This is a genomic window from Saccharopolyspora hordei (assembly GCF_013410345.1).
In the GTDB taxonomy this organism is placed as follows: Bacteria; Actinomycetota; Actinomycetes; order Mycobacteriales; family Pseudonocardiaceae; genus Saccharopolyspora; species Saccharopolyspora hordei.
In genome coordinates, this window is the sequence record NZ_JACCFJ010000001.1 from 3,403,919 (window position 1) to 3,419,169 (window position 15,251).

The 15,251-nt window shown below is 73.7% G+C and carries 9 protein-coding genes; 5 read left to right on the forward strand and 4 right to left on the reverse strand.

Going from position 1 to position 15,251, the window contains the following annotated elements:
* Positions 1 to 68 precede the first annotated feature (68 nt).
* Both fdhD and HNR68_RS15615 read right to left on the reverse strand, forming a co-directional pair.
* The gene (fdhD, locus tag HNR68_RS15610) at positions 69 to 914 is read right to left on the reverse strand and encodes a formate dehydrogenase accessory sulfurtransferase FdhD (protein WP_179721684.1); all 846 of its coding nucleotides are present in this window, start codon (positions 912 to 914) and stop codon (positions 69 to 71) included.
* Positions 915 to 937: 23 nt separating this feature from the next.
* Positions 938 to 3,226 carry an FdhF/YdeP family oxidoreductase gene (locus tag HNR68_RS15615; RefSeq protein WP_179725089.1) on the reverse strand — a complete coding sequence of 763 codons (2,289 nt, stop codon included), beginning with the start codon at positions 3,224 to 3,226 and terminating at the stop codon, positions 938 to 940.
* 351 nt (positions 3,227 to 3,577) lie between these two features.
* Between HNR68_RS15615 and HNR68_RS15620 the strand changes: the two genes are divergently transcribed.
* The 3 genes from HNR68_RS15620 to HNR68_RS15630 all read left to right on the forward strand — a co-directional run bounded on the left by HNR68_RS15620 (position 3,578) and on the right by HNR68_RS15630 (position 6,571).
* Complete coding sequence (locus HNR68_RS15620) at positions 3,578 to 4,816, forward strand: molybdopterin molybdotransferase MoeA (protein ID WP_179721686.1); 1,239 nt, start codon at positions 3,578 to 3,580, stop codon at positions 4,814 to 4,816.
* A 148-nt stretch (positions 4,817 to 4,964) separates the two neighbouring features.
* A complete protein-coding gene (locus HNR68_RS15625) occupies positions 4,965 to 5,537 on the forward strand; it encodes a DUF488 family protein (RefSeq protein WP_179721688.1) in 573 nt (190 codons plus the stop codon).
* A gap of 107 nt (positions 5,538 to 5,644) precedes the next feature.
* Entirely contained in the window at positions 5,645 to 6,571 is a 927-nt protein-coding gene (locus HNR68_RS15630; RefSeq protein WP_179721690.1) for a LysR family transcriptional regulator, read from the forward strand.
* A gap of 54 nt (positions 6,572 to 6,625) precedes the next feature.
* Here HNR68_RS15630 and HNR68_RS15635 read toward each other — a convergent pair whose 3' ends face one another.
* Positions 6,626 to 7,744 carry an oxidoreductase gene (locus HNR68_RS15635; protein WP_179721692.1) on the reverse strand — a complete coding sequence of 373 codons (1,119 nt, stop codon included), beginning with the start codon at positions 7,742 to 7,744 and terminating at the stop codon, positions 6,626 to 6,628.
* 136 nt (positions 7,745 to 7,880) lie between these two features.
* On the opposite strand from HNR68_RS15635, the gene HNR68_RS15640 reads away from it, so the two are divergent.
* Complete coding sequence (locus HNR68_RS15640) at positions 7,881 to 8,327, forward strand: Rrf2 family transcriptional regulator (protein WP_179721694.1); 447 nt, start codon at positions 7,881 to 7,883, stop codon at positions 8,325 to 8,327.
* Between the two features lie 396 nt (positions 8,328 to 8,723).
* Complete coding sequence (locus tag HNR68_RS15645) at positions 8,724 to 14,213, forward strand: ATP-binding protein (protein WP_179721696.1); 5,490 nt, start codon at positions 8,724 to 8,726, stop codon at positions 14,211 to 14,213.
* A 74-nt stretch (positions 14,214 to 14,287) separates the two neighbouring features.
* Here the strand turns inward: HNR68_RS15645 and HNR68_RS15650 are convergent, their stop codons facing one another.
* Positions 14,288 to 15,130 (reverse strand): SAM-dependent methyltransferase, encoded by an 843-nt coding sequence (locus HNR68_RS15650; RefSeq protein ID WP_179721698.1) that lies wholly within the window; start codon positions 15,128 to 15,130, stop codon positions 14,288 to 14,290.
* Positions 15,131 to 15,251 lie beyond the last annotated feature (121 nt).

Sequence of the window (15,251 nt, forward strand, 5' to 3'; positions counted from 1 at the left end):
CGAGAACCTCGCGTCTCCCCGCGGAGCCGGCTGCCGCGCGCTCGCCGCGCGCACCGACGGCCGGACGCCTACCCGACCGGCGCGGTGAGGTCGGTGCGGACCCGGTCCGCTCCGGTGTAGACGTTCATGGACGTGCCGCGGAGGAAGCCGACCAGCGTCAGTCCGGAGTCCGCGGCGAGGTCGACGGCCAGCGAGGACGGGGCGGACACGGCCGCTAGCACGGGGATCCCGGCCATGACGGCCTTCTGCACCAGTTCGAACGACGCCCGGCCGCTGACCATCAGCACGGAGTCGCGCAGCGGGAGCCGGTGCGCGCGCAGCGCCTCGCCGATGACCTTGTCGACCGCGTTGTGCCGACCGACGTCCTCGCGCAGGCAGGTGAGCCGGCCGTCGGCGGTGAACAACCCGGCGGCGTGCAGGCCGCCGGTGGAGTCGAACACCCGCTGCGCCTCCCGCAGCCGGTCGGGCAGCACGGTCAGCGTCTCCACGTCGACGCGCGGCTCGCCCGCGTCGAGCGGCCAGGTGGTCTTCGTGCGCACCGCGTCCAAGCTGGCCTTGCCGCACAGCCCGCACGAGGAGGTGGTGTAGAAGTTGCGCTCCAGCGACGCGTCGGGCAGCGCCACACCCGGGGCCAGCGCGACGTCGACCACGTTGTAGGTGTTGCTGCCGTCGGCGGTGGCGCCCGCGCAGTAGCGGATGCCGACGACGTCCTCGGCCGAGCGGACGACACCCTCGCTGACCAGGAACCCGGCCGCGAGGTCGAAGTCGTGCCCCGGGGTGCGCATGGTGACGGTCAGCGGCCGGCCGCCGACCCGGATCTCCATCGGTTCTTCCGCGGCGAGGGTGTCCGGGCGGTGCGTCGGCACCCCGTCGCGGATGCGCAGCACACGCCGTCGTGCGGTGACTCGTCCCATGGGTGCGTCCTTCCCCGCTGTGGTCAGGCCCCGGTCGGCTCCAGTCTGACGACGATGCCCTTGGAGGTCGGGGTGTTGCTGATGTCGGCCACGCTGTCCAGCGGCACCAGCACGTTGGTCTCCGGGTAGTACGCGGCCGCCGCACCGCGCACCGTCGGGTAGCCGACCACGCGGAAGTCCCGCGCCCGGCGCTCCACTCCGTCGTGCCACACGCTGACCAGGTCGACCCGGGCGCGGTCGGCGATGCCGAGCTCCTCCAGGTCGGCCGGGTTGACCAGCACGACCCGGCGCGCGTTGTGGATCCCGCGGTACCGGTCGTTGGGCGCGTAGGGAACGGTGTTCCACTGGTCGTGCGAGCGCAGCGACTGCAGCACCAGGTGCCCGGGCGGCGCGGTCAGCATCTCCAGCTCGTTGGCGGTGAACCTCGCCTTGCCGGTCGCGGTGCGGAAGACCCCGCTGTTGACCGGGTTCGGCAGCACGAACCCGCCCGGCTCGGCCACCCGCGCGTTGAAGTCCTCGAAGCCCGGCACCACGCGCGAGATCCGGTCCCGGATCGTGCTGTAGTCGGCTTCGAACTCCTCCCACGGGATGTCGGGGTCCGCGCCCAGGGTCCGGCGCGCCAGCCGGCTGATGATGGCGACCTCGCTGAGCAGCGACTCCGAGGCGGGTTCCAGGCGGCCGCGGGAGGCGTGCACGGCGCTCATCGAGTCCTCGACGGTGACGAACTGCTCGCCGCCCGCCTGGACGTCGCGGTCGCTGCGCCCGAGCGTCGGCAGGATCAGCGCCGTGTCGCCGCACACCGTGTGCGAGCGGTTCAGCTTGGTCGAGATGTGCGCGGTCAGCCGGCACCGGCGCATCGCGCGCTCGGTGGCCTCGCTGTCCGGCGCGGCCCGCACGAAGTTCCCGGCGACGCCGAGGAAGAACGTCGCGCGGCCCTCGAGCATGGCCCGGATGGAGTCCACCGAGTCCCAGCCGTGCTCGGTGGGCGGGGTGAACCCGAACTCGCGCTCCAGCGCGTCCAGGAAGGACTGCGGCATCCGCTCCCAGATCCCCATGGTGCGGTCGCCCTGCACGTTGCTGTGCCCGCGGACCGGGCAGGCGCCGGCGCCCGGCTTGCCGAAGTTCCCGCGCAGCAGCAGGAAGTTGACGATCTCGCGGATGGTGGGCACGCCGTGCTTCTGCTGCGTCAGCCCCATCGCCCAGCACACGATGACGCTGCGGCTGGCCAGCACCCGGTCGCGGACCTGCTCGATCTCGTCGCGGGTCAACCCGGTCGCGGTGCGCACCTCGTCCCAGTCCAGGTCGCGGGACTGCGCGGCGAACTCCGCGAAACCGCTGGTGTTGGCCTCGATGTAGGCGTGGTCGAGCACGGTGCCCGGTGCGGCGTCCTCGGCTTCGAGCAGCAGCAGGTTCAGCGCCTTGAACAGCGCGAGGTCACCGCCGGGCCGGATGTGCAGGAACTGGTCGGCGATGGCGGTGCCGCGCCCGAGCACCCCGCGCACCTTCTGCGGGTTCTTGAACCGGAGCAGACCGGCCTCCGGCAGCGGGTTCACGGCCACGACCTGACCGCCGTTGCGCTTGGTCTCCTCCAGCGCGGACAGCATCCGCGGGTGGTTGGTGCCGGGGTTCTGGCCGACGACGAAGACCAGGTCGGCGTTGTGGATGTCGTCGAGGCTCACGGTGCCCTTGCCGACGCCCAGCGTCTCCTGCAGCGCCGAACCGCTGGACTCGTGGCACATGTTGCTGCAGTCGGGCAGGTTGTTGGTGCCGTAGGCCCGCGCGAACAGCTGGAGCAGGAACGCGGCCTCGTTGCTGAGCCGGCCCGAGGTGTAGAACAGCGCCTCGTTCGGGGAGTCCAGCGCGCGCAGTTCCGCGGCGAGCAGGTCGAACGCGGCGTCCCAGCTGATCGGCTCGTAGTGGTCCGAGCCGGGGCGCTTCACCACGGGTTCGGTGAGCCGCCCCTGCTGGTTGAGCCACTGGTCGGACTTCTGCGCCAGTTCGGAGACCGGGTGCTCGCGGAAGAAGTCGGCGGTGACCCGCCGCGTGGTCGCCTCGTCGTTGATGTGCTTGGCGCCGTTCTCGCAGTACTCGTTGAGGTGACGCTGCTTCGGGTCGCCTTCGGGCCAGGCGCACCCGGGGCAGTCGATCCCCCTGCCCTGGTTGACGTTGAGCAGTGTCAGCGCCGTCCGGCGCGGCGAGGTCTGGCTCAGCGAGTACTCCACGGCGTGGGCCACCGCAGGTACCCCGGCGGCCCAGGTCTTGGGTGGCGTGACCGAGAGCGCTTCCGCGTCCCCACCGTCCTTGACGCCCATGTCGTGCTTCACCCCTCGTCCTCCGCGCCGGCCTCCGCAGTTGCCGGACCACCGCCCGCCCACTCAAGCGCGCGGGCGCGGGCGCGTCAAAGAAGCGATGTCGATCACTCGATAGGCGCCGGTTATCGCCGCACGGCGGGACGTTCTTGGCGGCACGACGGCATGTCCAGCGTCACACGACGAGCCGTGCCCCTGGTCGGACGTGCTCGATCGGCGGCGTGGATCGACCGTTCGGTGCTGCCGTTTGAAACGGCAGCGCGGGTGGGGGAGGCTGGCGACGAGATCCCGAGGCGCCCGCGAAGTCCTCTGTGGACTCCCGTCGAGCGCCGCGACCGATGACCGGAGAACCCGATGGACCTGGCGAGGCTGAGCGGCGACCCGTCGAGCCCGGTGGAGACGCCGCCGGTGCGGACGTGGGAGCGGGCGAGGGAGATCGCCCGCACCACGCCCGGGCACGCCCTGCCCGCGGTCGAGCGGGACCTCCCCGATGCCCTCGGCCACGCGTTGGCTGGGGACCTGACCGCCCGCGCGGACCTGCCTGCGTTCGACACCGCCGCGATGGACGGCTGGGCGGTGGCAGGAGCGGGGCCGTGGCGGGTGCGGGACGGGCGCGTGCTGGCCGGGGACCGCGCCGGACCGCTCGCGGAGGGCACCGCGCTGGGCATCGCCACCGGGGCCGAGCTGCCGCCCGGTGCGACGGCGGTGCTGCGCCACGAGCACGGTCTCGTCGACGAGTCCACCGGGATCCTCTCCGAGCGCGCGCCGACCCCGCTGACCGCGGGCCGCGACGTCCGGCCCCGGGGACAGGAGTGCCGGACCGGGCAGCTCCTGGTCCCGGCCGGGACCACGGTCACGCCCGCGGTGCTGGGCCTGGCCGCGGCGGCCGGCTGGGACCGGGTCGCGGTGCACCGCCGTCCCGCGGTGGAGCTGCTGGTGCTGGGCGACGAGCTGCTCGACACCGGTCCGCCGCGCGGCGGTCGGGTCCGCGACGCGCTGACCCCGATGCTGGGCCCCTGGCTGCGCTGCGGGAGTGAGCCGCTCGGCAGCCACCGCGTCCCCGACGACGCCGCGCGGCTCCGCGACGCGATCAGCGGCTCGTCGGCCGACGTGGTGATCACCACCGGGGGCACGGCCGCGGGGCCGACCGACTTCCTGCACCGGGTGCTGGCCGAGCTCGGCGCCCGGCTCCTGGTCGACTCGGTGGCCGTGCGCCCGGGCCACCCGATGCTGCTCGCCGCGCTCCCGCCGACCGCGGACGGGCGGAGCCGGTGGCTCGCCGGGCTGCCGGGCAACCCGCTGGCCGCCGTCGCCGGGCTCGTGACGCTGGTCCACCCGCTGCTGAGCCGCCTCGGCGGCCGCGCGGACGAGGGAGCGCAGCGGCTCACCGCCGCCGCGGACCTGCCGGGGCACCCGCGCAGCACCCGGTTGCTGCCCGTGGCGGTGCGCGCGGGCGCGGCGACCGCGCTGTCCCACGACGGGCCCGCGATGCTGCGCGGGCTGGCGCGCTCCGACGGTCTCGCCGTGGTCCCGCCCGGCGGACTCCCCGCCGGGGCCACCGTCGAGGTCTTCGCGGTTCCGCACCCGTGGTGACCCGCGTCTGGCGCGGTCGCGCCGGGATCCCCGACCGTGGTGTCCCCAGTGGTCTCACCCGCGGACAGTGCCAGCATGGACAGCGCGGCCGCGTCGCCGGTCGCGTCCTCCGCGTGCGCGCGGGGGAGCGCCGAACAGGACCGCTCGGGTGGAGTCCGCTGTGGAGGGATCGAGGACGCGGGTGCTGACCTTCGGGCACGGCATCGCCGACGCGACGACGATCGCCGAGCTGCTGCACGGCGCCGGGGTCCGCGAGCTGGTCGACGTGCGCACCGCGCCCGGCAGCAAGCGCAACCCCGACGCCACCCGGTCGGCGATGCAGCAGTGGCTGCCCGAGGCGGGCATCGGCTACCGCTGGGAACGGCGGCTCGGCGGGTGGCGCACGGCGCACGCGGACAACCCCGACACCGCGCTGCGCAACCGCTCGTTCAGCGGCTACGCCGAGCACATGCGCTCCGCGGAGTTCCGGGCCGCGGTGGACGACCTGCTCGCCGGGGCGGCCACCGCGCTGACCGCGGTGATGTGCGCCGAGTCGGTCTGGTGGCGCTGCCACCGCAAGATGATCGCCGACCACCTGACCCTGGTCCGCGGGGTCGACGTCGGCCACCTGATGCACGACGGCGCCGTGCGCCCGCACCGGCCCAGCCCGGAAGCGCGGCTGGACCCGGACCGCGGGGTGCTCGTCTACGACGCCGGTCAGCCCCCGCTCGGCGCCGGGTGACGACCGCCCCGACCACCACACCTGGTCTGGTACCACGCCCGTGGTGCCGGGTTGGCCCGCCCGCCGCGGCGGAGCGGCCGCGGCCGTGCGGCGTGGTCGAATGAGGCATGCTCTTCCGCCAGCTCGAGTACTTCGTGGCGCTCGCGCGCGAGCGCCACTTCGCCCGCGCCGCTGCCGCCTGCTACGTCTCCCAGCCGGCGCTGTCCGAGGCCGTCCGCAAGCTCGAGCAGGAGCTGGGGGTGCCGCTGGTGCGGCGCGGGCGCAGCTTCGAGGGGCTCACCCCGGAAGGCGAGCGGCTCGTGCTGTGGGCGCGGCGCATCATGGCCGACCACGACGCGCTCAAGCAGGAGGTCGCGGCCCTGCAGACCGGCCTGACCGGCGAGCTCCGGATGGGGGTGATCCCGGCGGCCGCGAGCACCGTCGCGCTGCTCACCGACCCGTTCTGCGCCGAGCACCCGCTGGTGCGGGTGCAGCTGGCGACGAGCCTGCGCTCCGCGGAGATCATCGACCGCATCCGCCGCTTCGAGCTGGACGCCGGGGTGATCTACCCGCACGGGCTGGACACCACCGACCTCGTGGTCACCCCGCTCTACGAGGAGCAGCACGTGCTCCTCGCCAGCAGCGAGCTGCTCGCCGGGCAGGCCGACTCGCTCAGCTGGGCCGACGCCGTGGAACTGCCGATGTGCCTGCTCGTCGAGGGGATGCGCGGCCGCCAGCTGATCGACGACGCGCTCGCCGCCCACGGCCTGGCGGTGGCGCCGCGGCTCGAGGCCGACTCCGTGGTGTCGCTGCTGGCGCACGTCGGCACCGGCCGGTGGGCCAGCATCGTGCCGCACACCTGGGTCCGCACCCTGCGCCCGCCGGTCGGCGCGCGGGTGGTGGAGCTGCGCGACCCGACGGTGTTCGCCGAGATCGCGCTGGTCACCAGCGCGGTGGAGCCCGGGTCGGTGCTCACCCGGGCGCTGGTCCAGGCGGCGCGGACGCTCCGCGCCGCCGGCGGGTTCGACCTCGAGGCGCAGGCCGGGACCAGCTGACCGCGGTGCCGAGGAGCAGCGCGCAGCTCCGCGCCACCGCGCGCTGCTCGCCGGTCAGTGCAGCTTCTCGGCGGCGGCCTTGCTGAACGGGACGAGCTCGTCCAGGCGGTCGTTGAGGACCTTCTCCGCCCACTCCGGGTCGGCGAGCAGGGCGCGGCCGACCGCGACGAGGTCGAACTCGTCCTGCTCCAGCCGGTCGAGCAGCTCGTCGATGCTGGTCACGCTCGCGCTGGAGGCGTTGAGCGAGCCCGGCTCGAACACCTTGTTCAGGCCGACCGACCCGACGGTGATGACCGGCTTGCCGGTGACCTTCTTCGCCCAGCCGGCGATGTTGAGCGACGGGTCGGCCTCGGGGAACTCCGGCTCCCAGTAGCGGCGGCCGGAGGCGTGGAAGGCGTCCACCCCGGCCTCGGCCAGCGGGGTGAGCACCTCCTCCAGCTCGCCGGGGTTGTCGGCGAGCCGGGCGTCGTAGTTGTCGGCCTTCCACTGCGAGAAGCGCAGCACGACGGGGAAGTCGCGGGAGACCTTCTCCCGGACGGCGGCGACGACGTCCGCGGCGAACTTCGTGCGGGAGACCCGGTCGCCGCCGTAGGCGTCGGTGCGCCGGTTGGTGCGCTCCCACAGGAACTGGTCGATGAGGTAGCCGTGGGCGCCGTGCAGCTCCACGCCGTCGAAGCCGATCCGCTCCGCCGCCTCGGCGGCCTCGGCGAAGGCGCGGATGACGTCGTCGATGTCGGCGAGGCTCATCGTCTCGCCCGCGCCGGCCGTGCCGTCCAGCGCGATCCCGGACGGGCCGGTCGAGGGCGCCTCGGGGACCGGCGGCGCACCGGCGGGCCGCTGGATGCCCACGTGCCACAGCTGCGGCATGATCGTGCCGCCTTGGGCGTGCACGGCCTCCACCACCCGGGCCCAGCCGGCGAGCTGCTCCTCACCGTGGAACCGCGGGACGTCGTCGCTGAAGCCCGCGGACGGGTGGTCGACGGTGGTGCCTTCGGTGATGATCAGGCCGGTGCCGGCCGCGGCGCGCCGCGCGTAGTACACGGCCACGTCGTCCCCGGGTATGCCGCCCGGGGAGAACATGCGCGTCATGGGAGCCATGACGATCCGGTTCGGCAGCGTGGTCGAACCCAGTTCGAACGGTCGGGACAGCAGTTGAGCTGCGCGGGTGCTCACCGTGGGACTCTCCTGTCACGTGGTGCGACATAAACTGTGCGAGTCAACATTACAGTTTGTCAGCTCAAGTGCAACTGTGACCGTTGCTATTGTGGGGTCGGCTCCGATGTCGATCCGCGGGCGGGGGGTGGCAGCCGTGCTGGACGTCCGGTTCTCCCGTGCGTTGAAGTTGATGCTGTCCCTGGCGCTGGCCGAGGGCGGCACCGTCACCGCGGTCAGCTCGACCGAGCTCGCGCGCAGCCTGGACGCCAACCCGAGCCTGGTCCGCAAGCTGCTGGTGCCGCTGACCGAAGCCGGCCTGGTCGTGTGCGCGAAGGGCCGCGCCGGCGGGGCGCGGCTGGGGCGCCCGGCCGAGGAGATCACGCTGGCGGAGATCTACCGGTGCGCGGTCGGGGACAAGCCGCTGTGGGCTTGCTCCCCGGAGAGCGAGAAGGTGTGCCTGGTCAGCGCGCACGCCAGTGAGTACTTCGCCGAGCTCACCGCGGAAGCGGAGCGGGCGGTGCTCGCCTCGCTCGGTGACCGCACGCTCGCCGACAGCGTCCGCGAGCTCCGCCGCCGGGAGCAGGAGCAGGCCGAGGCGTGACGCCCCGGCGAGCGGTGTCCTCGACGGACGTCCACAGTGGCCCGCGTGCGCGCCGTCCCGGGCCACCCGCGACCGGTGCTCACCGACCGCACCCGCCGTCGCCCGCGGGGCCGGACACTTCCCTTGCGCCAGGAATGGGACGCTCCCGCAGGAAGCCGACCATCCGGACGCGCTCCGGGTGTGGGTGATCGGGGTGCGCGAGCCGGGTCCGGTGGGGGAGCGGCCGAGCTCGGTCGAGGCCTTTTTGGTGACACCCTACAAATCTTGGTCGTGAATGCTGGCGCGCTGCTCCTGACGTCGCGCGCCGGTATCAGGCAGGGTTGAGGTCAAGTTCGGCGACGCTCCGAGACTGGGGGGCCGTCGCCTTTCTCGTGCAATCGTCAGATGTGAGGCTCGGTGTTCAGTCGTATCGCCATCGTGAACAGGGGAGAAGCCGCCATGCGGCTGATCCACGCCGTCCGCGAGATCAACGCCGAGGGGGCGGCGCGGATCGAGACGGTCGCCCTCTACACGGACGTGGACGCGACCTCCACCTTCGTCCGCGAGGCGGACCTCAGCCACTGCCTCGGCCCGGCGTCCGCGCGGCCCTACCTCGACCTCGAGGTGCTGGAGCGGGCGCTGCGCGAGACGCGCGCCGACGCGGTGTGGGTCGGATGGGGCTTCGTCGCCGAGGACCCGGCGTTCGCTGAGCTCTGCGAGAGGCTGGGCGTGACGTTCATCGGCCCCAGCCCGGAGGCCATGCGGCGGCTCGGTGACAAGATCGGGGCGAAGCTGCTCGCGGAGGAAGCCGGGGTCCCGGTGGCGCCCTGGAGCCGCGGCCCGGTGGCGGACCTCGACGGCGCGCTGCGGGCCGCCGAGCAGATCGGCTACCCCCTGATGCTCAAGGCGACCGCCGGTGGTGGCGGCCGCGGCATCCGCATCATCCACTCCGACGTGGAGCTGAAGGAGGTCTACGACCGCACCAGCCTCGAAGCGGAGCGCGCCTTCGGCAGCGGGGTGCTGTTCCTCGAGCGGCTGGTCACCGGCGCCCGCCACGTCGAGGTGCAGGTGATCGCCGACGGGCAGGGCACCGCGTGGGCGCTCGGGGTGCGCGACTGCTCGGTGCAGCGCCGCAACCAGAAGATCATCGAGGAGTCGGCGTCGCCGGTGCTCGGCCCCGAGCAGGTGCGCGAGCTCAAGGCCGCGGCGGAGCGGCTGGCGCTGGCCGCCGACTACCGCGGCGCGGGCACCGTCGAGTTCCTGTACCAGCCCGAGGAGCAGCTGTTCGCCTTCCTCGAGGTCAACACCCGGCTGCAGGTGGAGCACCCGATCACCGAGGCCACCACCGGCATGGACCTGGTCAAGGCCCAGCTGCACGTCGCGGCGGGCGGCACGCTCGACGGCGAGGCGCCGGCCGAGGTCGGGCACGCGGTGGAGGCGCGGCTCAACGCCGAGGACCCGGACCGCGACTTCGCGCCCGCCCCCGGCCGGATCGCGCTGCTGGACCTGCCCGCCGGCCCCGGCATCCGCGTGGACACCGGGGTGAGCGAGGGCGACACCATCCCGGCCGACTTCGACTCGATGATCGCCAAGATCATCGCCTACGGCCGCACCCGGGACGAGGCGCTCGGCCGCCTGCGGCGCGCGCTGTCCCAGACCACGGTGATCATCGAGGGCGGCACCACCAACAAGAGCTTCCTGCTCGACCTGCTCGACGAGCCCGAGGTCGTCGACGGCAGCGCCGACACCGGCTGGATCGACCGGGTCCGCGACCAGGGCCGCCTGGTCTGCGACAGCGGCTCCGGCGTCGCGCTGGCCGCGGCCGCGATCGAGGCCTACGAGGACGAGACGCAGGTCGAGCTGCAGCGGCTGCTGTCCACCGCGCACGGCGGGCGCCCGCAGGTCCAGCACGAGGGCGGCCGGGCGATCGACCTCAAGCTGCGCGGCGCCGGCTACCGCGTGCTGGTCGCGCAGGTGGGCCCGCAGCGCTACCGGGTCGGCTTCGCCGTCGGCGACGACGTGCGCATGGTCGACGCGGAGCTGGAGCGGTTCGACGACGCCACCGGTCAGCTCGTCGTCAACGGGCAGCGCTTCCGCCTGGTCACCGGCACGCACGGCCCGATCCACCTGGTCGAGGTGGACGGCGTGACGCACCGGATCAGCCGCGACGAGGGCGGTGTGCTCCGCTCCCAGTCGCCGGCGCTGGTGGTGGCCACCCCGCTGGAGGTCGGCGCGGAGGTCGAGGCCGGGGCACCGGTGCTCGTCCTGGAGAGCATGAAGATGGAGACGGTGCTGCGCGCGCCGTTCCGCGCCAGGCTGCGCGAGTGCCTGGTCTCGGTGGGCAGCCAGGTGGAGACCGGAGCCCCGCTGCTGCGCCTGGAACCGATCGGCGAGGACGGCGACGACGCCGCGGGCGCGGACAGCGGCGCGGAGGTGGCGCTGCCCGCCGAGCCCACCGGGGTGTCGGCGCAGGACCGCGTGCAGCGCGGGCTGCAGGAGCTGCGCAGCCGCCTGCTCGGCTTCGACCTCGACCCGCACGACCAGCAGCGCGCCCTGGACGACTACCTCGCCGCCCGTGCCGAGGTGTCCGACGCGGGCGAGCGGCCGCTGCGCGGCGAGGTCGACCTGCTGTGGGTCTTCGCCGACCTGTCCGAGCTGAGCCGCAACAAGCCGGCCGCGCAGGACGCCGCCGACGTCCAGGTGCACAGCCCGCGCGAGTTCTTCCACACCTACCTGCAGAGCCTCGACGTCGAGCGCGCCGGGCTCCCGCAGGTCTTCCAGGACCGGCTCACCCGCGTCCTCGGGCACTACGGGGTCGACGGCCTGGACCGCACGCCCGAGCTGGAGGAGGCGGTCTTCCGCATCTTCCTGGCCCAGCAGCGCGCCGCCTCGGACGTGGTCGTGGTGACCACGCTGCTGAAGCGGTGGCTCACCGAACCGGTGCCGCCGGCCTCGGTGCGCGACGCCGTCGGCCACGCCCTGGAGCACCTCATCGTGGCGACCCAGGTGCGCTTCCCGGTCGTCGGCGACCTCGCGCGCAGCGTGGTGTTCCGCTGGTTCGCGCAGCCGATGCTGCGCCGCACCCGCGCCGAGGTCTACGCCGACGTGCGCCGGCACCTGCGCCACCTCGACGAGCACCCCGACGCGCCGGACCGGGCGGAGCGGATCGCCGCCATGGTGGCCAGCCCGGAGCCGCTGGTGCGCCTGCTCGGCCAGCGCATCGGGCGCAACGGCTCGGACCACGGGCCGCTGCTGGAGGTGCTCAGCCGGCGCTACTACCGGGACCGCGCGCTGGAGGACGTCCAGTGCCGCCGCAGCGGCGGCCGCTCCCTGGTCACCGCCGAGTACGACCTGGACGGCCGGCGCCTGCAGCTGGTCGCCACCGCCGCTGAGTTCACCGAGCTCGCCGACGCGGTCCGGGCGGTCGCCGAGGTGGCCAGCACCTCCGCCGAGCTCGTCGCGGACGTCTACCTGAGCTGGCCCGACCAGCCCACCGACCCGGACGAGGTGGCCGCCGCGCTGCGCACCGCGCTGGCGGAGCAGCCGCTGCCGGAGCGGCTGCGGCGCGTGACCACCACCGTGGCGGGCCGCCGCGGCACGGCGATGCACCACCACTTCACCTTCCGCTCGACCGGGGACGGGCTGGCCGAGGAGCGCATCATCCGCGGCCTGCACCCGCTCGTCGCCCAGCGGCTGCAACTGCACCGGTTGGAGAACTTCGACATCACCCGGCTCCCGTCGGCCGACGAGGACGTCCACCTGCTGCGGTGCGTCGCGCCGGAGAACCCGGCCGACGAGCGCCTCGTCGCGATGGCGCAGATCCGCGACCTGACGCCGCTGCGCGACTCCGACGGTCGCGTGCTGGCGCTGCCCGCGGCCGAGGCGGCGCTGGACGCCTGCCTGGACGCGATCCGCCGGGTCCAGGCCCAGCGCCCGGCCCGCAAGCGGCTCGACTCCAACCGGATCGTGCTGTACGTGTGGCCGTCGACCGACCTCTCCGAGCAGGCGCTCAACGAGGTCGCGGCCCGGGTGGCGCCGCGCGCGGCGGGGGCCGGGCTGGAGGAGGTCCTCTACCTCGGCCGGCGCCGGGACGCGGAGACCGGCGAGCACACCGACGTCGCGCTGCGGCTGACCTACGGGGCCGGGACCGGCCTGACCGTGGAGCTGACCGAGCCGCCGACCGAGCCGATCCAGCCGCTGGACGACTACGGCCAGAAGGTCCGGCGCGCCCGGCGGCGCGGCAACGTCTACCCCTACGAGCTGGTCGACGTGGTGGCCGGTGCCGGCGGCACCTTCGTCGAGCACGACCTCGACGACACCGGCGCGCTGGTGCCGGTGGACCGGCCGAAGGGCCTGAACGAGGCGGGGATCGTGGTGGGCGTGGCCAGCACGCCGACCGAGCGCTACCCGGAGGGCGTCACGCGCGTGGTGCTGCTCGGCGACCCGACCAAGGCGCTCGGCGCGCTCTCCGAACCGGAGTGCGCGCGGGTGATCGCCGCCCTCGACCTCGCCGAGCGGGAAGGCGTCCCGGTGGAGTGGTACGCGCTGTCCGCGGGTGCCCGCATCGCGATGGACTCCGGCACCGAGAACATGGACTGGGTGGCCGCCGCGCTGCGGCGGATCGTGCACTTCACCCAGGACGGCGGCGAGATCAACGTCGTGGTGGCCGGCATCAACGTGGGCGCCCAGCCGTACTGGAACGCCGAGGCCACGATGCTCATGCACACCAAGGGCGTGCTGGTGATGACGCCGGACTCGGCCATGGTGCTCACCGGCAAGCAGTCGCTGGACTTCTCCGGTGGTGTCTCGGCCGAGGACAACTTCGGCATCGGCGGCTACGACCGGGTGATGGGCCCGAACGGGCAGGCCCAGTACTGGGCGCCCGACCTCGCGGGGGCCTGGCGCGTGCTCATGGGGCACTACGACCACACCTACGTCGTGCCGGGTGAGTTGGCGCCGCGCCGGGCCCGGACGTCGGACCCGGTGGAGCGGGACATCTCCGACTTCCCGCACGCGGTGGTCGGCAGCGACTTCAGCACGGTCGGCGAGATCTTCTCCGCGGCGACCAACCCGGACCGCAAGAAGCCCTTCGACATCCGCACGGTCATGCGGGCCATCGCCGACCAGGACCACCCGGTGCTGGAGCGCTGGGCGGGGATGGCGGACGCGGAGACCGCGGTGGTGCAGGACGCGCACCTCGGCGGGTGGCCGGTCTGCCTGGTCGGCATCGAGTCGCGGTCGGTGCCGCGCCGCGGTTTCCCGCCGACCGACGGTCCGGACACCTACACCTCCGGCACCCTGTTCCCGCGGTCGTCGAAGAAGGTGGCCCGGGCGATCAACGCGGCCAGCGGCAACCGGCCGCTGGTGGTGCTGGCGAACCTGTCCGGCTTCGACGGCTCCCCGGAGTCGATGCGCAAGCTGCAGCTGGAGTACGGCGCCGAGATCGGCCGCGCGGTGGTGAACTTCGAGGGCCCGATCGTGTTCTGCGTGATCTCGCGCTACCACGGCGGGGCGTTCGTGGTGTTCTCCAAGGCGCTCAACCCGAACATGACCGTGCTGGCCGTGGACGGGTCGTTCGCCTCGGTCATCGGCGGGGCTCCCGCGGCGGCGGTGGTCTTCGCCGGTGAGGTCGACGCGCGCACGGCGAAGGACCCGCGGGTGCAGGAGCTGGAGGCCCGCGTGGCGGCCGCTTCCGACGTCGAGCGCGCCACGCTGGCCACCGAGCTGGCGGAGCTGCGGTCCTCGGTGCGGGCGGAGCACCTGGGCGCGGTGGCCGCGGAGTTCGACGCGGTGCACAGCATCCAGCGCGCGGTGGAGGTCGGGTCGGTGGACGCGATCGTCCAGCCGGAGCGGTTGCGCCCGGAGATCATCGCCGCCGTCGAGCGCGGGCTCGGCCGGCAGGGCTGACACGTGCCGGGGGCGGTGCGTCCGCACCGCCCCCGGTTCTGGTCCACTGTGGACTTGATGGCGTCGTCCGCGCGTCAGCCTGCGGGCTCCGGGTCCAGGAACCCGACCGCACCCAGGACGTTGCCGCGGCGCGCTGCCGCGTCGTCGACCGGGTGGTCCGGACGCCAGTACGCCGCGGGCACCACGCCCGGCTCGACGATCGTGTAGCCGGGGAAGAGCGCGGCGACCTCCTCGGCGTCGCGGATGTGCATCTGCGGCGTGGAGGTCTGGGACAGCAGCTCGCGCAGCGCGGCGATGTCCTCGTCGGTGCGGCTCAGCTGGGCGTTGTTGGACACCGCCAGGGCGCTGCCCGGCACGCAGGCGTCCCGGTACCGGGCGACCAGTGACGCGCCGTCCGGGCTCGGGATGATGTCGAGGATGCCGAACGCCAGCACCGCGATCGGCCGGGAGAAGTCCAGCAGCCCGGCCACTCCCGGGGCGTTGAGCACCGTGTCCGGGTCGCACACGTCGGCCTCGGTGACCGTCACCTTGTCGTTGTCGCCGAGCAGGTGCCGGGCGTGGTGGCAGGCGACGGCTTCCCAGTCCACGTAGGCCACCCGGGCTTCCGGGTTGTGCGCCTGGGCGATCTCGTGGACGTTGCCGACCGTCGGCACGCCGGACCCGAGGTCGAGGAACTGGTCGATCCCGGCCTCGGTGGTCAGGTAGCGCACGGCGCGGCCGAGGAAGGCGCGGTTGACGTAGCAGTAGTCGCGCTCCGTCGGGATGATCTCCAGCGCCTTCTCCGCCGTGATCCGGTCGATCGCGAAGTTCGCCGATCCGCCGAGCATGTAGTCGTACATGCGCGCGATGTTCGGGTTGTCGAGGTCCGCGTGCGAGACCCTGGCCGCCAGTTCCGCGTCTCGCGAGTTCTCGTGCATGTCGCCCACGGTAACCCGTCGATCACCGCTGTGGAGCGCCCTCGACGGATCTGCGCGCGGCCGAGACCCTTTCGCCCCGTCCGGTTCGCGCCGAGCCCGGCCGGGTGGTGACCTCTCCGGT